General features: G+C 71.7%; 20 protein-coding genes. 13 read left to right on the top strand and 7 right to left on the bottom strand.

Annotated features, from left to right (window positions below; genetic code table 11):
• Positions 1–105 precede the first annotated feature (105 nt).
• Positions 106–1,971, top strand: coding sequence for a hypothetical protein (locus IF78_RS0126890; RefSeq protein WP_031478789.1), 1,866 nt, complete (start codon positions 106–108; stop codon positions 1,969–1,971).
• Between the two features lie 13 nt (positions 1,972–1,984).
• Here the strand turns inward: IF78_RS0126890 and IF78_RS0126885 are convergent, their stop codons facing one another.
• Positions 1,985–3,292: an ABC transporter substrate-binding protein gene (locus tag IF78_RS0126885; RefSeq protein WP_031478788.1), complete on the bottom strand. Its 1,308-nt coding sequence runs from the start codon at positions 3,290–3,292 to the stop codon at positions 1,985–1,987.
• 118 nt (positions 3,293–3,410) lie between these two features.
• Here IF78_RS0126885 and IF78_RS0126880 point away from each other — a divergent pair, with 118 nt between their 5' ends.
• Complete coding sequence (locus IF78_RS0126880) at positions 3,411–3,911, top strand: SCO4402 family protein (RefSeq protein WP_031478787.1); 501 nt, start codon at positions 3,411–3,413, stop codon at positions 3,909–3,911.
• 47 nt (positions 3,912–3,958) lie between these two features.
• On the top strand, positions 3,959–4,840 hold the full coding sequence (purU, locus tag IF78_RS0126875; protein WP_031478786.1) for a formyltetrahydrofolate deformylase: 882 nt from the start codon (positions 3,959–3,961) through the stop codon (positions 4,838–4,840).
• 168 nt (positions 4,841–5,008) lie between these two features.
• Here the strand turns inward: purU and IF78_RS0126870 are convergent, their stop codons facing one another.
• Together IF78_RS0126870 and IF78_RS0126865 are read right to left on the bottom strand one after the other, a co-directional pair.
• Entirely contained in the window at positions 5,009–6,415 is a 1,407-nt protein-coding gene (locus IF78_RS0126870) for a maleylpyruvate isomerase N-terminal domain-containing protein (protein WP_031478785.1), read from the bottom strand.
• The gene (locus IF78_RS0126865) at positions 6,412–6,996 is read right to left on the bottom strand and encodes a sigma-70 family RNA polymerase sigma factor (protein ID WP_031478784.1); all 585 of its coding nucleotides are present in this window, start codon (positions 6,994–6,996) and stop codon (positions 6,412–6,414) included. The genes IF78_RS0126870 and IF78_RS0126865 overlap by 4 nt, the downstream gene beginning before the upstream one ends.
• Before the next feature lie 354 nt (positions 6,997–7,350).
• Between IF78_RS0126865 and IF78_RS0126860 the strand changes: the two genes are divergently transcribed.
• Together IF78_RS0126860 and IF78_RS0126855 are read left to right on the top strand one after the other, a co-directional pair.
• A complete protein-coding gene (locus IF78_RS0126860; protein ID WP_031478783.1) occupies positions 7,351–7,731 on the top strand; it encodes an STAS domain-containing protein in 381 nt (126 codons plus the stop codon).
• A gap of 180 nt (positions 7,732–7,911) precedes the next feature.
• On the top strand, positions 7,912–8,424 hold the full coding sequence (locus IF78_RS0126855) for an EF-hand domain-containing protein (protein ID WP_031478782.1): 513 nt from the start codon (positions 7,912–7,914) through the stop codon (positions 8,422–8,424).
• On the opposite strand, the gene IF78_RS0126850 is transcribed toward IF78_RS0126855, so the two are convergent.
• Positions 8,403–9,914, bottom strand: coding sequence for a class I adenylate-forming enzyme family protein (locus IF78_RS0126850; protein ID WP_031478781.1), 1,512 nt, complete (start codon positions 9,912–9,914; stop codon positions 8,403–8,405). The genes IF78_RS0126855 and IF78_RS0126850 overlap by 22 nt on opposite strands.
• A 124-nt stretch (positions 9,915–10,038) precedes the next feature.
• On the opposite strand from IF78_RS0126850, the gene IF78_RS0126845 reads away from it, so the two are divergent.
• The 3 genes from IF78_RS0126845 to IF78_RS0126835 all read left to right on the top strand — a co-directional run bounded on the left by IF78_RS0126845 (position 10,039) and on the right by IF78_RS0126835 (position 13,021).
• Complete coding sequence (locus IF78_RS0126845) at positions 10,039–11,172, top strand: acyl-CoA dehydrogenase family protein (RefSeq protein WP_031478780.1); 1,134 nt, start codon at positions 10,039–10,041, stop codon at positions 11,170–11,172.
• A 3-nt stretch (positions 11,173–11,175) separates the two neighbouring features.
• Positions 11,176–12,051 (top strand): acyl-CoA dehydrogenase family protein, encoded by an 876-nt coding sequence (locus IF78_RS0126840; RefSeq protein ID WP_031478779.1) that lies wholly within the window; start codon positions 11,176–11,178, stop codon positions 12,049–12,051.
• Between the two features lie 508 nt (positions 12,052–12,559).
• Positions 12,560–13,021 (top strand): ATP-binding protein, encoded by a 462-nt coding sequence (locus tag IF78_RS0126835; protein WP_031478778.1) that lies wholly within the window; start codon positions 12,560–12,562, stop codon positions 13,019–13,021.
• 406 nt (positions 13,022–13,427) lie between these two features.
• Here the strand turns inward: IF78_RS0126835 and IF78_RS0126830 are convergent, their stop codons facing one another.
• Positions 13,428–14,354 carry a cyclase family protein gene (locus IF78_RS0126830; RefSeq protein WP_031478777.1) on the bottom strand — a complete coding sequence of 309 codons (927 nt, stop codon included), beginning with the start codon at positions 14,352–14,354 and terminating at the stop codon, positions 13,428–13,430.
• 96 nt (positions 14,355–14,450) lie between these two features.
• Here IF78_RS0126830 and IF78_RS0126825 point away from each other — a divergent pair, with 96 nt between their 5' ends.
• The 4 genes from IF78_RS0126825 to IF78_RS46475 all read left to right on the top strand — a co-directional run bounded on the left by IF78_RS0126825 (position 14,451) and on the right by IF78_RS46475 (position 19,119).
• Positions 14,451–15,365 carry an SDR family NAD(P)-dependent oxidoreductase gene (locus IF78_RS0126825; protein ID WP_031478776.1) on the top strand — a complete coding sequence of 305 codons (915 nt, stop codon included), beginning with the start codon at positions 14,451–14,453 and terminating at the stop codon, positions 15,363–15,365.
• 130 nt (positions 15,366–15,495) lie between these two features.
• A complete protein-coding gene (locus IF78_RS0126820; RefSeq protein ID WP_031478775.1) occupies positions 15,496–16,647 on the top strand; it encodes an acyl-CoA dehydrogenase family protein in 1,152 nt (383 codons plus the stop codon).
• Positions 16,647–17,696, top strand: coding sequence for an alcohol dehydrogenase catalytic domain-containing protein (locus IF78_RS0126815; RefSeq protein ID WP_031478774.1), 1,050 nt, complete (start codon positions 16,647–16,649; stop codon positions 17,694–17,696). The genes IF78_RS0126820 and IF78_RS0126815 overlap by 1 nt, the downstream gene beginning before the upstream one ends.
• 151 nt (positions 17,697–17,847) lie before the next feature.
• Entirely contained in the window at positions 17,848–19,119 is a 1,272-nt protein-coding gene (locus IF78_RS46475) for an MFS transporter (RefSeq protein WP_078662602.1), read from the top strand.
• Here IF78_RS46475 and IF78_RS0126805 read toward each other — a convergent pair.
• Positions 19,015–20,088, bottom strand: coding sequence for a GlxA family transcriptional regulator (locus IF78_RS0126805; protein WP_051828204.1), 1,074 nt, complete (start codon positions 20,086–20,088; stop codon positions 19,015–19,017). The two genes, IF78_RS46475 and IF78_RS0126805, sit on opposite strands and share 105 nt — an antisense overlap.
• A gap of 71 nt (positions 20,089–20,159) precedes the next feature.
• On the opposite strand from IF78_RS0126805, the gene IF78_RS0126800 reads away from it, so the two are divergent.
• Positions 20,160–21,488 carry an MFS transporter gene (locus tag IF78_RS0126800; RefSeq protein WP_031478772.1) on the top strand — a complete coding sequence of 443 codons (1,329 nt, stop codon included), beginning with the start codon at positions 20,160–20,162 and terminating at the stop codon, positions 21,486–21,488.
• A 123-nt stretch (positions 21,489–21,611) separates the two neighbouring features.
• On the opposite strand, the gene IF78_RS0126795 is transcribed toward IF78_RS0126800, so the two are convergent.
• Positions 21,612–22,217: a flavin reductase family protein gene (locus tag IF78_RS0126795; RefSeq protein WP_078662596.1), complete on the bottom strand. Its 606-nt coding sequence runs from the start codon at positions 22,215–22,217 to the stop codon at positions 21,612–21,614.
• Positions 22,218–22,261: the final 44 nt, after the last annotated feature.

Here is a 22,261-nt window from a genome sequence, read left to right as displayed (position 1 = left end):
GGTCACAGGGACGCAGGTCACGTCCTCGGCCGCGTAGCACCTGGAACGGAGGACCCGGTAGCGTGAGCCGACGATTCCGAAGGTCCCCCATTCGTAGGAGTCCCGGTGACGCAGAGTGGACAGGGCGAGGAGCCCTCGGCGCGGCAAGCGCGCGAAGGCATCGTGCTGCCCTCCGACGGTGGTGAGCCGCTGCTGCCGGGTATGACGGGCCGGCCGACCCCGGTACCGGCGACGCCGCCGACGACACCCCCGCCCTCGGCGCCGCCCGGCGGCCAGGCCTGGGGCACCCCGTGGGGACCCGACCAGGCCCAGACTCCGCCCCCGCCCCCGGCCGCGCCGGGACAGGCCTGGGGAGCACAGCCCGGCCAGTCCTGGAGCGGGCAGGAGCAGCCGTACCAGTCGCCGTCCCCGGCCCCGTGGGGCGCGGCTCCGGAGGGCGGGGCGTACGGCGGCGGCGCGCAGGGTGCGCCGCCGAGCACGCCGTCGTACGGGCATGGCGGCCCGGCCGGTGCACCGATGCCGGCGCCGCAGCCGCCGTACGGGCAGAGCGGCGGCCCGTCCTCGGCGCCGCTGCCGTCCGCGGGTGGCCAGGCGTACGGGACTCCGGGCGGGAGCGTGCCGCTGCCGCCCGCCGGTGGGGAGGCGTACGGCGCGGCTGGTTCCGCCGGTGCGCTGCCGCCCGCTCCGCAGAGTGGCCCGGGTGCGCCGCTGCCGCCCGCCGGGCACGGCGTCCCCAACGCGCCGCTTCCGCACGCCGGGGCCGGTACCGGTGGGTTCGGGGCTCCGCTGCCTCCGGCCGACGAAGGCGCCACTCAGTACCTACCGCCGGTCAGTGCCGCCCCCGCGGGCGCCGACGACCAGGCCACCCGCTTCATACCGCCCGTCGGCGCGACCGGCACGCCCCCCGCGTCCGGCGCGGACGAGGGTGCGACCCAGTACATCCCGCCGGTGGGGCCGGGCGCGTTGCCGCCCGAGGTGTCCAACGAGAGCACCCAGATTCTGGGGCGGGCACGGCAGAGCGGCGGCGGACCGTTGCCGCCCGCGTCCGGATCCGACGCCGATGCCACGCAGTACATCCCGCCGGTGCCCGGTCAGGCGGGGGCGCCGCACGGCGGGCCGCAGCGGCAGCCGCTGTCCGACTTCGACAACCTGTTCCGCAGCGGGCCAGCCGGCGAGCCCCCGGCCGCGTCCACCCAGCAGCTGCCGCGCTTCCAGCAGCCGCAAGCGCAGCCGCAGGGCCGGCACGAGGGGGCGTACTTCCCGCCCGGCCCGAACAACCCGCACGCCCCCTACGGCCCGGGCGGTGACGACGGTGGGCGGGGCGGCCGCGGCGGTCGTACCGGCTCGCGGGTGCCGCTCATCGCCGCCGTCGGCGTCGGCATCGCCGTCCTCGGCATCGGCGCGGGCGCGCTGCTCGCGGGCGGCGGGGACGACAAGAAGACCGAGGAGAACCGACCCGCCGCCGCCACGGCCCCGGCGACCGAGGATTCCTCCTCGCCGCCCGCCGACCCGGCCGAGGAGCAGGCGATCGCCCTGGACAAGCTGCTGGCCGACAGCGGTGACAGCCGTACCGCCGTGATCAACGCGGTGGCCGACGTGAAGTCCTGCGGCAACCTCGCGCAGGCCGCCAAGGACCTGCGTGACGCGGCCGGGCAGCGCAACCAGCTGGTCACCGACCTGTCCAAGCTCACCGTCGACAAGCTCCCGAACCACGCGGCGCTGACCACCGCGCTGACCAAGGCGTGGCAGGCGTCGGCGTCCGCCGACAACCACTACGCGGCGTGGGCGGACCAGGTGGCGGCCAAGAAGGGGCAGCTCTGCAAGAAGGGCCAGGCTCGTTCCACCGGCCAGACCCAGGCCGGCAACCGGGCCAGCGGCACCGCCAGCGAGCAGAAGAAGACGGCCGCGCGGCTGTGGAACGCGATCGCCGAGAAGTACGGCCTGACGCAGCGCCAGCCGACCCAGCTGTAGGTGGCGCGGACGGTCAGTTCAGGTCGGCGTTCTGCAGGGTCCTCGTCACGTCGATGAAGCCCTTGCGGGCCGCCACCAGCCGGCCGTCCCGCACCACCTGCAGGGTCACCTTGCGGTTGACCAGACGGGGGAAGCCGACCGAGGCCAGGACGTCCTGGAACTTCCACTGGAGGGCCGGGGTGAGTCCGCCCGTGGAGATCTTCATGCCGTTGTTCAGGGCGTCCCGCACCGAGTCGGCGTTCACCTCGCCGTCGCCCAGCGACTCGACGACCTTCTTGAACACCGTGTAGGCGATCCACGTGGTCTGCACGCCGGGGTCCGCGGGGTCGATGCGGTTGTCGCCGAAGGCCTGCTCGCTGATCACCTTCTTCATGGCGTCCCAGCGCGGATCGCTCGCCACGGGGTACCAGCCGGTGATGTACGACCCGTCGTACACGGTCGCCCCGCCGGTCGTGTTGATCACGGTCTGGTCGACGCTGCCGAGGACGGTGGCGGTGCGCACGGCGGAGAAGTCCTCGCGCGATCGCCGGAAGGAGTCCATGAAGGTGCTGGTGCGGTCGCCGAGGGCGGGCACCACGCAGCCCGTGTCCGACAGGTCGCCGGCGGCGTAGTCCAGGGCGCGCACCGACTGGCTCGCGTACTCGGTGGCGTCCTCGTCGGCCAGTTGGTCGCCCGAGGCGGGGTGCCCGCCCGCCTTGAGGCCGGAGTCGAGCAGAGGCGGCAGCTCGTCGCCCGCGATGGTGTCGGGGCGCACCAGCGCGACGGGGCCGCAGCGGCCGGCCAGCTCCTTGCCGAGGCCCGCCAGGAGGGCGGGCTGGCCGCCGTTGACGGGGTAGGAGAGGGGGCTGGTGAACTCGGCGTTGGTGACGCCGTAGCCGCCTATGTACGGGATGCCGGCGCCCTCCAGCGAGGGCAGGAAGGTGTCGCCGAACTGGCTGTAGGAGCCGATGACCGCGACGGCGTTCTCCTCGACCGCGCGGTCGGCGCACTTCGCCGCGGCCACGCTGTCGTTGTGGTCGTTGCAGGTGAGGACCTTCAGCTTGCGGCCCTTGAGGCCACCGTGGGCGTTGACCCAGCGGGCGTATGCCTGCGCGAAGGCGGGCATGCCGGGCTTGTTGGTGGCCTTGGTGTTCTGCGGGGCCCAGGTCATGACGGTGATCGAGTCATCCCCGGAACCCCCCGTGGTACCGGGGATGACCCCGCATCCGACGGCGAGGGACGCACACGCCACCAGGGTGGCCGCGGAGCGCGCCGCGGCTCTCACGGGCTGCTTGCGGGTCGCGGGGAGGTAGGTGCTGCGCATGCGTGGCCTGCCGGTCATGGACACGCACGATTCCGCCACACAACAAACCTCCGCGTGACCCTTGGTTATCAAGAGGTGACTGGAAGGTGAATTACGGGGGCCAGTGGTGTGCCTGTGAAGAGGAAACGTACGATCGATGACCGTGCAAGGTTCGGAGAGCTCTTCCCGTCGCGGCCGTCGCTCATCCACCATGGGCGGCATGCCACACAACGACATGCCGTGGTGGCGCTGGCGCAGCAATGTGCGCTCCGCGCTGCACATGCTCTCCGATCCGGTGTTCCAGCGGGACGTCTGGCTGGCCGGCGTCGACGGATACGGCGACGTCACCGACGCCGTCTACCGCCTGGTCGAGGACACCTGGCTCGACAACTGGTCGGCGGAGAAATACGTCGGCACCATATTCCGGGACTCGCAGGAGGCGGCGCTGGTCGACACCGCCGTGCTGCGGGTGCTGCGCATCATGCACCAGGTCGGCCCGGACGCGCCGGTCTCCGCGTACATGGAGCACCAGGGGTGGCCGGAAGCGGTGCGCGCGGCGCGGGACGCTCACGTCCGGATGGCCATGGCCGACGGCGAGGACCCGGAGACCCCGCCGCGCACGCTCGAGGTGCTGCGGATCATGACGCGGTCCGCGTAACGGGACGGCTGTCCGCCGGGCGCGTCGGATATGGGACCCTGTGCTGCATGAACGAGCAGTCCACCCGAGCCGCGGTCCCCGCCGACCAGTACGTCCTCATCCTGTCCTGCCCCGACAAGCAGGGCATCGTGCACGCCGTGTCGAGCTACCTCTTCATGACCGGCTGCAACATCGAGGACAGCCAGCAGTTCGGCGACCACGACACGGGACTGTTCTTCATGCGCGTCCACTTCTCGGCGGAGGCGCCGGTGACGGTGGACAAGCTGCGGGCGAGCTTCGCGGCGATCGGTGACTCCTTCCAGATGGACTGGCAGATCCACCGGGCCGAGGAGAAGATGCGGGTCCTGCTGATGGTCAGCAAGTTCGGGCACTGCCTGAACGACCTGTTGTTCCGCGCCCGGATCGGGGCGCTGCCGGTGGAGATCGCCGCCGTGGTGTCCAACCACACCGACTTCGCCGAGCTCGTGGGGTCGTACGACATCCCCTTCCACCACATCCCGGTGACGAAGGACAACAAGTCCGAGGCCGAGGCGCAGCTGCTGGAGATCGTGCGCGAGGAGGGTGTGGAGCTGGTCGTGCTGGCCCGCTACATGCAGGTCCTCTCGGACGACCTGTGCAAGCAGTTGAGCGGGCGGATCATCAACATCCACCATTCCTTCCTGCCGAGCTTCAAGGGTGCGAAGCCGTATCACCAGGCTCACGCCAGGGGTGTCAAGCTGATCGGCGCCACGGCACACTATGTGACCGCCGACCTCGATGAGGGGCCGATCATCGAGCAGGAGGTCGAGCGGGTGGGGCACGACGTCACGCCGGATCAGCTGGTGGCGATCGGGCGGGACGTGGAGTGTCAGGCGTTGGCTCGGGCGGTCAAGTGGCATGCCGAGCGGAGGATTTTGCTGAACGGCCGGCGGACGGTCGTATTCGCCTAGGAGCTCGGGTAGTTCTGTTTGGCGGGCGGCTGCGGGTAGTCGTGGGCTGGTCGCGCAGTTCCCCGCCCCCCCCTTAGGAGCGTCCACTGCACGTACTCAAGGGGCGCGGGGAACTGCGCGAGCAACCACAAACCCACCCGCAGCCGCCCGCGAAGCCGTAACCGCCCCCTACATCCGGCTCAAGCTCGCCGCAGCGAACAGCACATCCCTGATCGCCTCCCGGTCACCGACCTGCCCCGCCGCCTCCGTCGGAGACACATGCCCCGCGGCCAGCCGGCAGAACTCCCCGCCATCCAGGGCGATATGGGCCACCTCGTGCTCCGCGGAGCCCACCGCTGCCGGAGAGTCCAGCGGGATCAGCCACTCCCCGCCACCCGAGCCCTCGATCTCCAGCCGGAGCGAGCGGCCGGGCTCGCCGGCCGAGACCAGATGGCGGTGTGGGCCGGAGGCCGGCGCCGCCAGCCCCGCTCGGCGGCGCGCCGAAAGCACCGTGGGGAGCATGCGGGCCGCCAGGCCGACCATGCTGTGCAGGTCGCGGCCGGACGGCGGCTCGTACGGGTAGTCCACCGCCTCGGCGATGTCCTCGGCGTGCACCCAGCACTCGAAGGCGCGGTCCAGCATCGCGTCGTGCAGCGGCAGTTCGAAGTCGCCGTACGGGACGGACAGTTTGCCGGTGCCGCCGCCCGTGAAGGACACCGTGCGGACCAGGTCGTGGGTCTGCGCGCGCCACGGTGCCCGCACGGCGCGTGTCGGCGGGTAGTGCGAGGCCCGCCAGTACGCCTCCGTGCGCGCGGACGGGGTCGGGCGGTCCGCGGTCACGTCGCCCATCGGGTCCTCCAGGCCCAGCGCGATCGCCACCAGCCCGTCGACCGTCAGCAGATGCGCGATGACCCCGGCGACCGTCGTACGGCGGCTCGCCGGCTCGTCCTTCTCGAACCACCGCAGCCGCACGGGCGCGTGCCACTCGGCGTCGCCGAAGTCCTGCAGCAGGGCGTCCAGGCGGGCTGTCTCGGCGTCGTACGGAGACGCCCACTCCGGCACCGGGATGCGCGGTGGGCGCCTCTCCAGGCAGCCCGCGAGGACGCGGGTGCGCAGGGACGGGTCCAGGTCGAGGGTCTCGGCGGGGTGCAGCAGACCGACGGCCTCGCGCAGGCGCAGCGCCTCGTCCGCGCAGGCGCCGCAGTCGCCGAGGTGGTCCTCCAGGGCCGCCGTCTCCTCCGGTGAGCAGGCGGCCAGCGCCCACGCCCCGAGGAGCGACTTCAGGACCCGGTGCTCCAGCAGGAGCGGAGCCGGACGTGGGGCCGGTTCGGTGAGGTCGGGCACCCGAAGGTCGGGCAGGGGCTGTCCGGTGTCCTCGACGGAGGCGCGGGGGAGCGGTATGCGGGGCGGCTGGTCCGGCCTCGGTTCGGGGGTGGGGAGCCGGTCGTCGCCGTTGCCGCTGCTCATGCCGTCGGCTCCACGGGAGGTGTCTCCCGAGCCACTCTCACCGTCTTCCTTCTCGTTCGGCTCCTCGCTTCCGTGGTCCCCCGGCCCCTCGTTCTCGTCGTACACCTCGAACCGTCCCGCCTCGTTCACACCGCACCCCCGTATCCCGGCGGCGCCCCTGGCGCGGCTCCGGCGTCGTGGGCCGTGGAGAGCAGTTGCAGGCCCAGGCGGAGGCGGCGGCGGGCCTCGTCCTCGGTGACGCCGAGGTCGACGGCGGTCTGGCGGTAGTCGCGGCGCTGGAAATAGGCCAGTTCCAGGGCGGCGCGCAGCGGTACGGGCATCGACTGGACGATGTAGTCGGCGCGGGCGGCGACCGAGGCGTGCCGCACCTTGCGCTCCAGTTCCTCGGTCGAGCCGTGGCCGGCCTGGCGGAGGGCGGCGGTCTCGGTGGCGCGCAGCCGCTGCACGGCGAGGCGGTGGGTCAGCGCGGCGACCCAGGAGCGCAGCGGGCCCTGCTTGGGGTCGTAGGTGTCCGGGTGCTCCCAGACATGGGCGAAGACGTCGCGGGTGAGGTGGTCGGCGGCGCGCTCGTCGCCCAGCACGGTGTGGGCGAGGCCGTGCACCAGCGAGGCGAACCGGTCGTAGAGCTCGCCGAGGGCGGCCGCCTCACCGCGGGCGAGGCGCTGCTGCATCTTGCGGTCCCAGCGGGGCGGTGCGTCCCTCTTCGCCATACAGCCCCCTCACCGGTCCGTCCCTGTCCAGCGTGCGTCCGCCGTCTCCCCGAATGTAGTCGGCACGGATGACAGCGCACGCCCCTTTGTCGCAATGTGCGCCCCTTGTAGAGCCATGGCTGGTGACGCACCTCGCACTCGTGATAGAGGGCCTGTCCGATCCCGCACCCGCTCGGTTACCCGACCGTAGTGCGATCGGAACCGATCGAACAGGATCGAATGCGATTGAAACAAGCCTCTTCTGATCGGTGACCGTTTCCTGGGGGGTGTTTCAGGGAACAGCCGCTGGGCAGCCGCGCTGCAAGGAAGCGTAGGAGTCGCTTCCGTTTCGGCGAGTGTCGGCGGGCGAGGGGCGTGGTGGTGACGGTGAAAGTGATCGGCGACGAGCGGGGCGACTGGGCCGTGCTCCAGGTTTCGGGGGAGCTGGACCTGGTGACCTCGCCGGTGCTCCGCCAGCATGTCCACGAGGCGGTCGCCGAAGGGCGCCACAGCCTCGTCCTGGACCTCTCCGACGTCATGTTCTGCGACTCCAGCGGGGTCGGCGTGCTCATCGCCGCCCGCCGCCTGATCCGCTCCTGCCAGGGCAGCCTGCGGCTGATACTCCCCGCGCAGGGCGCGGCGGACGGCTCGCACGTCAACCGGGTTCTGGGGGCGCTGGGAGTGCGCCGGCTGTTCGAGGTCTACCCGGACGTCGCGGCGGCGGTCGCGGAGGACGCCGGACCACTGTCGGCCTGAGGGGCCGGACTTCCCGCCACCTTGAGGGGTCCGTTCACCACCCCCTCGAAGTGCCACACCGTTGTCCCAAAATTCCCTCGGTCTTGGCACAACCGCCGCTTTCCCGCGCCCGGACGCCCCACGGCGTCGTACGCTCCGTGCCAGATGCACCCCACGTGACGTAAGGCGGCCCGATAAGACATGGTCAGCAGCGAGTACGAGCGCAAGATCGCCGCCCGGTTCGCCACCTTCGACCAGGACGGCAACGGCTACATCGACCGGGAGGACTTCAACGCGGCGGCCAAGGCGCTGCTCGCGGAGTTCGGCACCGCCGCCCGGTCCGACAAGGGCCAGGCGCTGTACGTCGGCGCCGAGGCGTTCTGGCAGGGCATGGCCGGGATCGCGGACCGCGACGGCGACCAGCGCATCACCCGCGAGGAGTTCGTGAACGGCGCGGTCAAGCGGCTGCGCGACAACCCCGACCGGTTCGCGGAGATCGCCCGCCCCTTCCTGCACGGCGCCCTCGCCGTGGCCGACCCCGACGGTGACGGATACGCCACCGTCACCGACACCGCGCGCGTGCTCGGCTGCCTCGGGGTCCAGGAGGAGGTCGCCCGGGCGGCCGCCGCCGCGCTCGACACGGACGGCGACGGCCAGGTGGCGGAGAGCGAGATCGTGACGGCGTTCGCCCGCTACTTCACGGTCCCCGAATAGCGCTCCCTGAGCTTGTACTTGAGCACCTTCCGCAGGGTCTCGTTGCGCGGAAGGGCGTCGACCACCTCCAACTGCTCCGGCAGCTTGTGCGTCGACAGCCCTTCCCCGCGCAAGTAGGCGGTCAGCTCCGCGAGCGTCAGTTTCGCCGCGCCGGCCGGCTGTTCCACGACCGCGCAGACCCGCTCCCCGCGCTCCGGGTCCGGCAGCCCTATGACGGCGACGTCTCCCACCGCCGGATGCCCGTGCAGCAGGTCCTCGATCTCCTTCGCCGAGACGTTCTCGCCCTTGCGGATGATCACGTCCTTGAGGCGCCCGGTCAGCACCAGATGCCCACTGCCGGTGAGATGGCCGAGGTCACCGGTGCGCAGGAAGCCCTCCTCGTCGAAGGCCGCCGCCGTCTGCGCCGGGTCCAGATACCCCCGGCACACCGCCTCCCCGCGCAGCCGCACCTCCCCCTCCACGATCCGTATCTCCATCTCTTTCGGCGGTCGCCCCTCCGTCGTCGCCAGGTTGTCCGCCGTGTCGTCCGGCGCCCCCATCGTGATCATCGGCACCTCGGTCATGCCGTACCCGTGTGTGAGCTGCACCCCCATCTCGCGCACCACGGCGTGGTACAGCTCCGGCGGCTTCGGCGCCCCGCCGCCCGCCAGCAGCCGCAACGAGGGCACGACCTTGTCCCCGCCCGGCCGCCTGCGCTGCTCCGCCAGGAACATCGAGTAGAAGGCCGTCGACCCGCCGGCGATCGTCACACCGTGCCCGCGGTACGCCTCCAGCGCGTCCGGCAGCGCGAACTGCTCGAACAGCACCGCCGGGAAGCCGTACAGCAGCAGCATCACCATGTAGTCCGGGCCGCCTATGTGGGCGTACGGGAAGGCGATCGACCCGATGTCGTCGGCCGTCGGGCGCAGCGCGTGCGCAAGGCAGGAGCCGCCCGCGATCAGCGAACGGTCGGTGTGCAGTACGCCCTTGGGGTCGGACGTCGTCCCCGAGGTCCAGTAGATCCAGCGCACCGAGGTGCCCTCGGTGGGCGGCGGGGGCAGTACGGTCGGATCGCCGTCGGGCAGGGTGCCGTACGCCTCGAAGATGCCCTTCGCGCCCAGTCGCCGCGCCATCTCGGTGTGGTCGAAGCCCCGCCACTCGCCCGGCACCGCGAAGAACTCCGCCTTCGACTCCCGCAGTGCGAAGCCGACTTCGCGGTCCCGGTAGAACGGGATGACCGGCGACTGCACGGCGCCCAGGCGGGCCAGCGCGAAGGAGAGCAGGGCGGTCTCGATGCGGGTGGGCAGCTGCCAGGCGACGACCGTCCCGGGGCGTACGCCCATGCCGTGCAGGCCGGCCGCCACGCGCTCGGCACGCGCGCGTAGCTCGCCGAAGGACAGTGCGCGGTCGTCCTGGAGGAGGACGGGGCGGTCGGGGGTCAGTTCGGCACGGCGTGCGACCAGTTCCCAGAGCGTGCGCGAGGAACCCAGGGCGTGTGCGGTGTCGTTCACGACAACCCCCTTTTACTGACGGTGTGTCAGATCGTGCCGAGAGCGTAGGGCTCGGCGCCTTGTCGGTCCAGGGGTGCGGGGCTAGCCTGCTGGTGAAACTGACGGGCCGTCAGGCAGGTGGTGGATGGACCTCACGTACACGCCCGAAGAGGAGGAGTTCCGGGCGCGGTTGCGGGAGTGGCTGGGCAGGGTCCTTCCGACGCTCCCGCCGAAGCCGTCCCCCGACGACTGGCCCGGGCGCCGCGCCTACGACCTCGGCTGGCAGCGCAGGCTGTACGACGCCGGGTACGCCGAGGTCCACTGGGACGCCTCCCCGACCATGCGGCTGATCTTCCTCGAGGAGACCGAGAAGGCGGGCGCGCCCTACGTGGGCGCCGGCTTCGTGGGGCTGCTGCACGCGGGGCCGACCATCGCCGCCGAGGGAACCGCCGAGCAGCGGGCGCGCTGGCTGCCGCCGATCCTGCGCGGGGACGAGGTCTGGTGCCAGGGCTTCAGCGAACCGGACGCCGGATCCGACCTCGCGGCGCTGCGCACGCGCGCGCGTAGGGACGGCGACGACTATGTGGTGAGCGGGTCCAAGATCTGGACCTCCCATGCCGAAGTGGCCGACTGGTGCGAGCTGTTGGTGCGCACCGACTCCGAGGCGCCCAAGCACCGCGGGATCAGCTGGCTGGCCATGCCCATGGACGCGCCGGGCATCACCGTACGGCCGCTGCGGACCCTCGCCGGGTCGGCCGAGTTCGCCGAGGTGTTCCTCGACGAGGTGCGGGTGCCGGTCGCCAACCGCGTCGGCGACGAGAACGACGGCTGGCGCGTGACGATGGTGACCCTGTCCTTCGAGCGCGGCACGGCCTTCGTTGGCGAGGTCGTAGCCTGCCGGCGCGTACTGCGCGAACTCGCCGTCGAGGCACGCAAGAACGGGCGCTGGGACGATCCGGTGCTGCGGCGCAGGCTGGGGCGGCTGAACGCCGAGTTCCGGGCGCTGTGGCGGCTGACGCAGTGGAACGTGAGCGAGGCGGAGCTCACGGGCGGTGTGCCGGGGGTCGGGGGTTCGGTTTTCAAACTGAGGTATTCGCACGCCCGCCAGGAGCTGTACGACGCGGCGGCCGACGTCCTGGGGCCGGAATCCCTCGACCTTGACCGGCCGTGGGTCCTCGACCGCCTGTCCTCGCTGTCGTACACCATCGCGGCCGGCACCTCGCAGATCCAGCGGAACATCGTGGCCGAGCGGATCCTCGGGCTGCCGAAGGGGCGGTGACGGATGCGGTTCCAACTGACCGAGGACCAGCGCGCGTTGCAAGGCGGTGTGCGGGAGCTGCTGGCGCGGCGCTTCGGCCCGGAGACGCTGCGGGCCGCCCTCGACACGCCCGGCCGTCTGGACCGCGCGCTGTGGCGCGAGCTCGGCGCGGCCGGGTTCTTCGCGCTGCGGCTGCCGGAGTCCGAGGGCGGGGTCGGACTCGGGCTGCCCGAGGCGGTGTTGGCGTTCGAGGAGGCGGGCCGGGCCCTGCTGCCGGGGCCGCTGGTGGCCACCCATCTGGCCGCGGGGGACGTGCCGGGCGCGGCCACCGGGGAGGTGGTCGTGGCGGCCGCCGGCAACGGCCTGGTGGAGTGGCTCGCGCAGGCGGACGTCGTGCGGGGCGACGCGCAGGCGGCCGTACCGCTGCGGTCGGTCGACCCGCTGACGCCCCTGCACCGGGTTCCCTCGGCTTCCGGCGTGGACCCCGTCGCCGTACTCCTCACCGCCGCCGAGCAGCTCGGCAGCGCCACGCGCGCGTGCGAGCTGGCCGTGCAACACGCCCGGGCGCGCGAGCAGTTCGGGCAGCCGATCGGCGCGTTCCAGGCGGTGAAGCATCTGTGCGCGGAGATGCTGGTGCGCACGGAGACGGCCCGCGCGGCCGTCTACGCGGCGGCCGTCACCGCCGAACCGGTCGACATCGACGCGGCCCGGCTGCTGGCGGACGAGGCCGCCGTGCGCGGCGCCCGCGACTGTCTCCAGGTGCACGGCGGCATGGGATTCACCTGGGAGTTCGAGGTGCACCTGCATCTGAAGCGGGCATGGGTGCGGACCTACCGTGCAGGCGACGTCACGGACAGTGAGGAGAGTCTGGCCGCCGAACTCCTCGCACGCCCGACCTAACGCGCCTTGGTCTGCGGTGTCGCCCAGGATGCCCGCGCCGATGTCGCGGAATGTGGCATACCGGAATTACGGAGCGTTGATATCGGGTTGTGTCCTACGCGTGACTCGTCACGTCCTGGAGTCGGCGGTCCGCTCCGGTACCTTGTGTGAGATGCGAGTGGTTCCGAGCATGAGCCATGCCGGAGTTGCCCTTGAGGCGGCCCCGGATCCGGCGGTGCGCGCCGCTTCTCGCAGGGCGGGAGGGCTTTCTGCCCCCGCCTGTTCGACTCCTCGCAACAAGCGTCGCACAGTATGCCGCAGGGGTACTCCTTCGCGCTGGAATATGCCCGAAGCGCTTGTTGGGGTGACTGTACGTCAACCATGCTGTCAGCTAAGGGATTCACGTTCCGTGACCCTGGCTTTGGCCATTGTTCTGGCCATGAAAAAAATGGCTAGGATCGTGGCCCTCGTGAGGCGCGGGGCTATGTGTCCGCCGGTTCGGATGGTGTGAGCGGTGCAGGTGCTTCAAGTGCAGCTGGAGATCCGGCCCGACCCCGCTGAGGTGGGGCGAGCCCGGCGGTGGGCCCGCTCGCGGCTCGCCGGGTCGGGGATAGGGATCGACGAACCGCTCGCCGAGACGCTGATCCTGCTCGTGTCCGAACTGGTCACCAACGCCGTGGTGCACACCGGCTGCCCGGCCGTGCTGCGACTGTCCCTGCCGGGGGCCGCCCAGGAGTGCGCCACCGTACGGCTCGAGGTGGCCGACCGCAGTGGCCGCGCCCCGGTGCCCCGGTGCGCCGACGATGACGCGACGGGCGGCCGGGGCCTCGCGCTGGTCGACGGTCTCGCGGACCGGTGGGGCTGGAGCTCAGAGGGCGCCGGCAAGCGGATCTGGTGCGAACTGGACCGCGCCGCGGAGTCGAAGGGGGCCGCTTCCGCCTACGGGAGCGGGGCGTCGGCGTATGAGGGGCTCGCGTACGAAGCGGTGTGACAGGCGCATGTGCCGATAATTCCGCTGGATTCGGTGCACGGTTGCAGAAAGCGCTGTCTCTCCCCCTCGGGTGGACGTCGGTGCGCCCGGGTGTGCTCCCGTGCGCGGCCGCTGTGAATGGGGCGTAAGTAACAAATCGCCGACTGGGAGTTGACGTGGCGTGTCCGGTTGATCACGCTTGTGGTCAGCGATTCGCCGCGAGGGGACGACGAGGGTTTTGGTGACGGAGGCCCTTGTCGAGCGTGGGTCGTGATTCGGCGTCGGTTCTCTCAGGGCAGGGGGAGCGGAGAGTGGGGGAAGGCGCGCCGAGTCGGATGGTGGCGCGGTGCCGTGCTTGGGGCGGATGGGGGCAGCTCCCGCTCGAGCGTAGCCGAGAGTGGGGGCGCCGCGCCGCCAACCGGCGTCGTCAGAGCACGGCCACGGGAGCGACGGGAGTCCCCGTGCCGCCGATGAAGGGCTCGGGCATCGCCGACAGCAGGAACGTGTAGCGGCCGACTTCTCCACAGGCTGTGGACAACTCCTCGAGATTCCAGTTCTGCCCTTGGAGCATCCCCATCTCCACCAGGTCCAGCGCGTGCACGGGCAGCCACAGATCCTCCGTCTCGGGCGGAAAGATCTCGAACGTCAGCGTGTCGTTCGCGACGGCCGCCACATCGCGCGCGTGGAACCACTCCGGCGTACGGATCGACAGGCCGGGCGAGGGGTAGCCGTACGCGTGCTTGTCGCCGGCGAGGTAGACCTGGATCTGACCGGTCCGTACGAGCACTATGTCGCCGGCACGCACGCGCGTGCCCGCGAGTTCCTCCGCCGCCTCCAGATCCTCCGGGGTGACCGCGTGCCCGCCGTCGAGCCGCGTGACGCCACGCGCGCGTGCCACGTCCAGCAGCACGCCCCGCGACACGATGTGCCGCGCCTTGTCGATGCCGCTGAACTCGGCGCCGCCGTGCGGGGTGATGGTGTCGGCGGAGCGGCCGTTGTAGATCCGGCCCGAGTGCGAGACATGGGTGAGCGCGTCCCAGTGGGTGGCTGCCTGCAGGCCCATGGTCACGGTGTCGTCGCTGCAGGCGACGGTTCCCGGGCCGAAGATCTCCTGGTTGATCTGCACCATGGCGTGCAGGGGGTTGACGCGTCCGGGGATCATCCCCGTCTGGACGCCGTCCTGTTGCAGGGGGAGGGCGAGGGGGACACGGCGGCCGGTACGGACGCAGGTGGCCGCCTCGCGGACGACGTCGTCGGTGATCAGGTTCAGGGTGCCGATCTCGTCGTCGGAACCCCAACGGCCCCAGTTGTTCACGCGCTTGGCGATCTCGTGGAACGCGTCCGGCAGTGACATGAGTCCTCCCCGGGGGCTTGTCTCCCCGTATCTGACGGGTCGTAGAATCGAATCGAATCTAACGGACCGTCAGAAACTGCGGGAAGGGGCCGGGGCATGGGGAACTTCTTGGCAGGCAAGGTCGTCGCCGTGACGGGGGCGGGCCGGGGGATCGGGCGGGCGGTGGCGCTGGCTGCTGCCGCCGAGGGGGCCCGGGTCGTCGTCAACGACTACGGCGTCTCCGTGGACGGCGCGTCGCCCACCAGCGAGGTCGCCGAAGCCGTCGTCAAGGAGATCGAGGCGGCCGGCGGGGAGGCGGTCGCGGTAGGGGACGACATCTCCACGATGGCGGGTGGGCAGCGGGTCGTCGACGTGGCGCTGGCGTCGTACGGACGCCTCGACGGCGTCGTATGCGTCGCCGGGATCCTGCGGGAGCGGATGCTGTTCAACATGACCGAGGCGGAGTGGGATCCCGTTGTCGCCACTCACCTGAAGGGGACCTTCACGGTCTTCCGGGCCGCGTCCGCCGTGATGCGCAAGCAGCGGGCAGGGACCCTGATCGGGTTCACCAGTGGCAATCACCAAGGGTCGGTCTCGCAGGCGAACTACAGCGCGGCGAAGGGTGGGGTCATCTCGCTGGTGCGGAGCGCTGCGCTGGGCCTGCACAAGTACGGGGTGACCGCGAACGCGGTGGCGCCGGTCGCCCGTACGCGTATGTCCGCCAACGTTCCCATGGAGCTGGCGGAGATCGGCGAGCCGGAGGCTGTGGCCGCGCTGGTCGTGTACCTGCTGTCGGATGCGGCTCGGGAGCAGGGGGTCACGGGGCAGGTGTACACGGTCGCGGGGGCGAAGATCGCGGTGTGGGCTCAGCCGCGGGAGCTGCGCTGTGCTTATGCCGATGGTTCCTGGACGCCCGAGCGGATTGCGGAGGTTCTTCCGGGGTCGGTGGGGGTGGATCCCATGCCGATGCTTGCTCGGGTGGAGGCGATGGAGAGGGCGGCGCGGGAGGGTGCGCGGCCTAACACCCAATAGCTCAGGGGGATTTGTCGGGGGCGGCTGCGGGTTGTTCGTGGCTGGTCGCGCCCAGGCGGCGGAGCCGCATATTGGCACAGCCCCGCGCCCCTAGGGGGTTCGATCCGACCGGTGACAAGAGGAGACGTCAGTGGACTTCGGGTTCAGCGGCGATGACGAAGCGTTCCGGGTGGAGGCTCGGGCGTGGCTCTCCGAGCATGTCGAGGGCGCGCAGGAGCGTCGTACCTGGGAGCGGGCCCTCGGGAAAGCCGGGTGGATCGGGCTCGGGTGGCCTGAAAGTGGCTACGGCAATCGGAGTGCCCGGCTTACCCAACAGGTCGTCTGGGCCGAGGAATACGCGCGGTCCGGGGCGCCGGCGCGGTCCGGGCACATCGGGGAGAACCTGCTGGGGCCCACCCTGATCGCCCATGGGACCGGCGAGCAGAAGCGCCGCTTCCTGCCGCCGATCGCCCTCGGTGAGGAGCTCTGGTGTCAGGGGTACAGCGAGCCCGGGGCGGGGTCCGACCTCGCGGGGGTTCGTACGAAGGCCGAGCGGGCCTCGGACGGGACGTATCGGGTCACCGGGCAGAAGATCTGGACCTCCCTCGCTCATGAGGCCGACTGGTGCTTCGTTCTCGTCCGGACGGATCCGGACTCGACCCGCCACCGGGGCCTGAGCTTCCTGCTCGTTCCCATGGATCAGCCGGGGCGCATCGAGGTTCGGCCCATCCGGCAGATGACCGGCACCAGCGACTTCAACGAGGTGTTCTTCGACGGGGCGCACGCGCGCGTGGAGCACGTCGTCGGGGGTGAGGGCGCGGGGTGGAAGGTCGCGATGAGTCTGCTCGGGTTCGAGCGGGGGGTCTCCACGCTCGCTCAGCAGATCGGGTTCGCACGGGAGTTGGGGAGCGTCGTGGAGGCGGCCGTGAGGTCCGGTGCCGTGGGTGATCCCGTCGTTCGGGAGCGGCTGGTGCGGCAGTGGGCCGAGCTGCGGGTGATGCGCTGGAACGCGTTGCGCACGCTCGGGCGGGCCGGGGACGCGGGGGCGCCCAGTGTGGCGAAGCTGCTGTGGGGTGGCTGGCATCAGCGGCTCGGGGAGCTGGCGGTGCAGGTGCGGGGTGCCGCGGCGGGGGTCGGGCCGGTGGAGTGGTCGCCCTCCGCGCCGTACGAACTCGACGAGGCGCAGCACCTCTTCCTGTTCTCCCGGGCCGACACCATCTACGGCGGGTCGGACCAGGTTCAGCGCACGATCATCGCCGAGCGGGTGCTCGGGTTGCCCAGGGAACCCAAGGGGGTTGTGTGATGCGCGGCGTGGTGTTCGACGGGAAGCGGGTAGAGGTCGCGTATGACCTCGAGGTGCGGGACCCGGGGCCGGGGGAGGTCGTGGTCGCGATCTCGGCGGCCGGGTTGTGTCACAGCGATCTGTCCGTGGTGGACGGGACCATACCTTTTCCGGTTCCTGTGGTGTTGGGGCATGAAGGGGCGGGGGTGGTGGAGGCGGTGGGTGTGGGGGTCACCCATGTCGTCCCCGGGGACCATGTGGCCCTGTCCACGCTCGCCAACTGCGGTACGTGTGCTGAGTGCGACCGGGGGCGGCCGACCATGTGCCGGCACGCGATCGGGCGGCCCGGGCAGCCGTTCGGCCGGGGAGGGCGGCCCGTCTTCCAGTTCGCGTCCAACTCCGCGTTCGCCGAGTGGACCGTGGTGAAGGCCGTGCAGGCGGTTCGGATCCCGAAGGACATCCCCATGCCCTCGGCCGCGCTCATCGGGTGCGGGGTGCTCACCGGGGTGGGCGCCGTGCTCAACCGGGCCAAGGTGGACCGTGGGGACAGCGTGCTCGTCATCGGGGCCGGGGGCATCGGGCTCAACGTCGTTCAAGGGGCGCGGATCGCGGGTGCGTCGCGGATCGTCGCCGTCGATGCCAATCCGGCGAAGGAAGCGGTGGCGCGGCGGTTCGGGGCGACCGACTTCCTGACGTCGGTGGAGGGAGTGCGCGAGCTGTTGCCGACGGGGGCGGACCATGCCTTCGAGTGCGTGGGGCGCGTCGAGTTGATCCGGGCGGCCGTCGATCTGCTCGACCGGCACGGACAGGCGATCCTGCTGGGGGTTCCGCCGGCGGGCGCCGAGGCCTCCTTCGTCGTGTCGTCCATGTACCTGGACAAGTCGATCCTCGGGTGCCGGTACGGGTCGTCGAGGCCGCAGCGGGACATCGCGCTGTACTCCGAGCTGTACCGGGAGGGGCGGCTGCTGCTGGACGAGTTGGTGACGCAGACGTATCCGGTCGAGGAGTTCGAGCGGGCGGCGGCGGACGCGGAGGCGGGGAAGGTGGCTCGCGGGGTGCTCACCTTCTGAGCGGAACCGTGGACGCCGTGGACGCCTTGGGCACCGCGGGCACCTTGGGTGCCTTGCGCGGATGCGGGGGCCGAGGGCCTCCTGACGCCGTTTTCCACAGGCCCGGAAAGTGTCTGCCGGGTTGTCAGTGGCGGCGCCTACCGTCATCTGCATGACCTATCGAGACGTCGCCTCCAAGCAGGTCCTGATCTGGGCCTGCACCGCCGTCGCCTCTCGCATGCCGGTCGCCATGACGCCGTTGGCCCTGGTGTTCCTGGTGCGGGAGCGGCCCGGCGGGTACACGCTGGGCGCGACTCTCGCGGCCGTGTACGTGCTCGGCGAGATCATCGCCGCCCCGGTCCTCGGACTGCGGCTGGATCCGGCTCGCGGTCGGCGGCATCTGGTCGTCGGGCTCGCGGGCGGGGCGGTGGGGTTCGCGGGGCTCGGGGTGCTGGCCGGGGCGCACCCCGTGGTGCTGGGGGCGTTCGCGTTCCTGGCCGGTGCGGCGCCGGCGGCGACCGCCGGTGGTCAGCGGGCGCTGCTGACCTCGCTGGTCCCGGAGCGTGCCGTGCCGCAGGCGCTGTCGGCCGAGTCGATGCTGATGTCCGGTGTGTGGGCGGTCTCCCCGGTCGCGGTGGCCGGCCTCGCCCTCGGGGTGGCGCCGCGGGTGCCGCTGCTCCTCGCGGGAGCCCTGATGGCGTCGTCGATCGTGGGCCAGCTGCTGCTGCCGGCCGGGTGGACGAACGGGGAGCAGGACGGTGCGGGCGAGGCAGGCCGGGCGAAGTCCCGCGTGCTGATACGCGCGTGGCCGGTCTACGTCACGGGCGCGGCCAGCATCACCCTGCTGGGCCTGTGCGAACTCACCGTGCCCGCCCTCCTCGAACAGCGCGGCATCGGCGTGGGCTGGTCGGGTCCGATCCTGGCGGGCATGGCCGTGGGGGCGGGGCTCGGGGCGTTCCTGTACGGCCTCCGGTCGTGGCCGGGGCGGCTCCGCGCGCGCAGTGCGGTGCTGATGTGCGGGATGTCGGTCTTCGTGTCCCTCGCCGCGCTGATACCGGGCGCCGCCGCGATCGCGATCGCCCTCGTCCTGGCGGGCGTGCTTCAGTCGGGCGCGCTGATCACCCGCAACCTCTCCTTGCGCGAGGCGCTACCGCCGAGCGCCCTGGCCGCCGGGTACTCCGTGCTGTACGCCGCCGCGGGCGCGGGCTACGCGGCGGCGGGTTCCCTCGCGGGCGGTCTGCTCCAGGTGGTGGAGCCGTCCACGGCCATCCTGGCCGGAGTGCAGCTGACGCTGGTGCTGACGGCGCTCGGCTGGTGGGGAGAAGCCCGCCGGGACGGCTCAACGGCCGCCGTGGGCCCAGGGCCTGTCCGGGGCGTCGTCGCGGCTCCCGGCGCGGAAGGTCCGCCGATAGCTGGTGGGTGTGACGCCGAGCGCCGTCTGTAGGTGCTGTCGCATGGACTGGGCCGTGCCGAAGCCCGCGTCCCGGGCGACCTGGTCGACGGACAGGTCGGTGGACTCCAGCAGGTGCCGGGCGCGTTCCACCCGCTGCTGGGTGAGCCACTGGCCGGGGCTGACGCCGACCTCCTCGCGGAAGCGGCGGGTGAAGGTCCGTACGGACATGGACTCCTGGTCCGCCATGTCGCGCAGCTGGATCGGCTCGTGGAGCCGGCCCAGGGCCCAGGCGCGGGCCGTGGTCGTGGACGCCTGCTGCGGGTCGGGGACCGGGCGGTGGATGTACTGGGCCTGGCCGCCGTCCCGGTGGGGCGGTACGACGGTGCGGCGGGCCACGTCGTTGGCGATCGCCGTGCCGTGGTCGCGGCGGACGATGTGCAGGCACAGGTCGATCCCGGCCGCGACGCCGGCCGAGGTGAGCACGTCGCCGTCGTCGATGAAGAGGACGTCCGGGTCGACCTCGATCTTCGGGAACAGCGCCTGGAAGCGCGCGGCGTCGGCCCAGTGCGTGGTGGCGGGACGGCCGTCCAGATAACCGGCGGCGGCGAGGACGTACACACCCGTGCAGATGGACGTGAGCCGGGTGCCGGGGCGGATGTGGGCGAGGGCGGCGGCCAGGTCGTCGGTGAGGACACCCTGTTCGAAGACGGGGCCGAGTTCGTACGACGCCGGCACGACGACGGTGTCCGCCGTGGCCAACGCTTCCGGGCCGTGCCCGACCTGGATGGCGAAGTCGGCGTCCGTCTCCACCGGGCCGGGCGGCCGGACCGAGCAGGTGACGACCTCGTACAGATGCCGCCCCTGGGCGTCCTTGGGGCGGCCGAAGATGCGGTGCGGGATGCCGAGTTCGAAGGGCAGGGCGCCGTCGAGGGCGAGCACGACGACGCGGTGCGGGCGGAAGGGTTCCTGCTGGGCGTGCGCCGCGCTGGTGGCCGTGTCTGTGTCCGTATCCGCGTCCATGGCCCGATCCTAACGAATGCTGTCCTTCGGGCCACTCGTTTCGGCCGATCACAGCCCCGAAGCTCTATGTCGTGACCCAGACAACCGAGGCAGCGAGCACCGCAGAGGACGTCCGGCCGACCAGGAAGCCCCGACCGCGGCGTAGCCGCAGAATCGCACTGCACCGGGCGTGGTTCGTCGCCGCCGTCGCCTTTGTGACGATCATCGGTGCCGCCGCGTTCCGCTCCGTGCCGGGGCTCCTCATCGACCCGCTGCACCAGGAGTTCGGCTGGTCACGCGGCACCATCAGTGCCGCTGTCTCGATCAACCTGGCGCTGTACGGGCTCACCGCCCCCTTCGCCGCCGCGCTGATGGACCGTTTCGGCATCCGGCGCGTGGTCGCTGTCGCGCTCACCTTGATCGCGATTGGTTCGGGCCTGACGGTGTGGATGACGGCGGCCTGGCAACTGCTGCTGTGCTGGGGGCTGCTGGTGGGCCTCGGCACCGGTTCGATGGCGCTGGCCTTCGCCGCGACGGTCACCAACCGCTGGTTCACCGAGCGGCGTGGCCTGGTCACCGGCATCCTCACCGCCGCCTCGGCCTCCGGCCAGCTGATCTTCCTGCCCGTGCTGTCCTGGACGGTCGAGAACTACGACTGGCGGCCGGCCGCGGTGACGGTGGCCCTGGCCGCTCTCGCGGTCGTCCCCTTCGTCTGGCTGCTGCTGCGCGACCACCCGGCCGACGTGGGCCTGAGGCCGTACGGCGCGCAGGAGTTCGTGCCCAAGCCGCCCCCCGTTCCGGGCGCCGCGCGCCGGGCGATCACGGTGCTCCTCTCGGCGGCCCGCACCGGCCCCTTCTGGCTGCTGGCCGGCTCCTTCGCGATCTGCGGCGCCTCCACCAACGGCCTCATCCAAACCCACTTCGTGCCCGCCGCCCACGACCACGGCATGCCCATCACGGCCGCCGCCTCGCTGCTCGCGGTCATCGGCGTGTTCGACGTGGTCGGCACGGTTGCCTCCGGCTGGCTCACCGACCGCTTCGAGGCGCGCCGGCTGCTCGCGGTGTACTACGCGTTGCGCGGCATCTCGCTGCTGTTCCTGCCGATGCTGCTGGCCCCGAGCGTCCGCCCGCCGATGCTCTTCTTCATCGTCTTCTACGGCCTCGACTGGGTCGCCACCGTCCCGCCCACGGTCGCCCTGTGCCGGGAGCAGTACGGTGACGACAGCGCGATCGTCTTCGGCTGGGTCCTCGCCTCCCACCAGGTCGGTGCGGCGCTGGTGGCCTTCCTGGGCGGGGTCGCGCGGGACGTCTTCGGGACGTACGACATGGTCTGGTACTCGTCGGGGGCGCTGTGTGCGGCGGCTGCGCTGATGGTGCTGGTGATTCGGCGGCGTACGGCGCCGGTGGGGATGGCGGCGTAAGGGCGGGGGACTGCCTGGCTGAGCTCCGCCTCCCGCCGTGCCGCCTCCCGTCGTGCCGGCGAGCGCCGCCGGTCCCGGCGCCGCGGGTCCCGGCGCCGCGGGTCCGCGGCAGCTCCTGACGGCCTAGACGAACCGCCCCTTGTGGAAAAGCAGCGGCGCCTCGTCCCCGTCGCTCGCGCCCAAGGCCTCCACCCGGCCCACCACGATCAGATGGTCTCCTCCCGTGTGCACCGTGTGGATCGTGCAGTCGATCCACGCGAGAGTGCCCGCGAGGCGGGGGGAGCCGGATACGGGGGACGCGTCGTACGCCACCCCCGCGAACTTGTCCGCGCCGCTCACCGCGAAGGCGCGGCACAGCTCGCCCTGGCCGGCGCTCAGGACGTTCACGCAGAAGACGCCTGCGCGCGCGATGCGCGGCCACGTCGTCGACGTACGGCCGACCATGAAGGCGACCAGGGGCGGGTCGAGGGAGAGGGACGAGAAGGACTGGCAGGCGAAGCCGGCGGGGGAGCCGGTGTCGCCTTCGGGAGGTGCCGTGACAACGGCCACGCCCGTCGCGAAGTTCCCCAGCACGCGCCGGAACTCGGCCTGCCCGACGGGCGCTCGCTCGTCCTCGCCGACGCACCGCAGCTCAGGGCGCGGCAGCGCTTCCACGGGCGCCCGTTCGGGGGCTGCCTCGACCGACCTGAGGTAGCGGACGGCGGCGGCCGCCATCCCTGCGTGTCCCATCACGCCATCCATTGAAGCTGACGGTGTGTCAGATTGGAAGGGGT

Origin of the sequence: Streptomyces bicolor (genome assembly GCF_000719285.1) — a bacterium.
Lineage (GTDB): Bacteria > Actinomycetota > Actinomycetes > Streptomycetales > Streptomycetaceae > Streptomyces > Streptomyces bicolor.
Note: the sequence above shows the minus strand (reverse complement) of the source record. Positions and strands in the feature narration are given on the sequence as shown.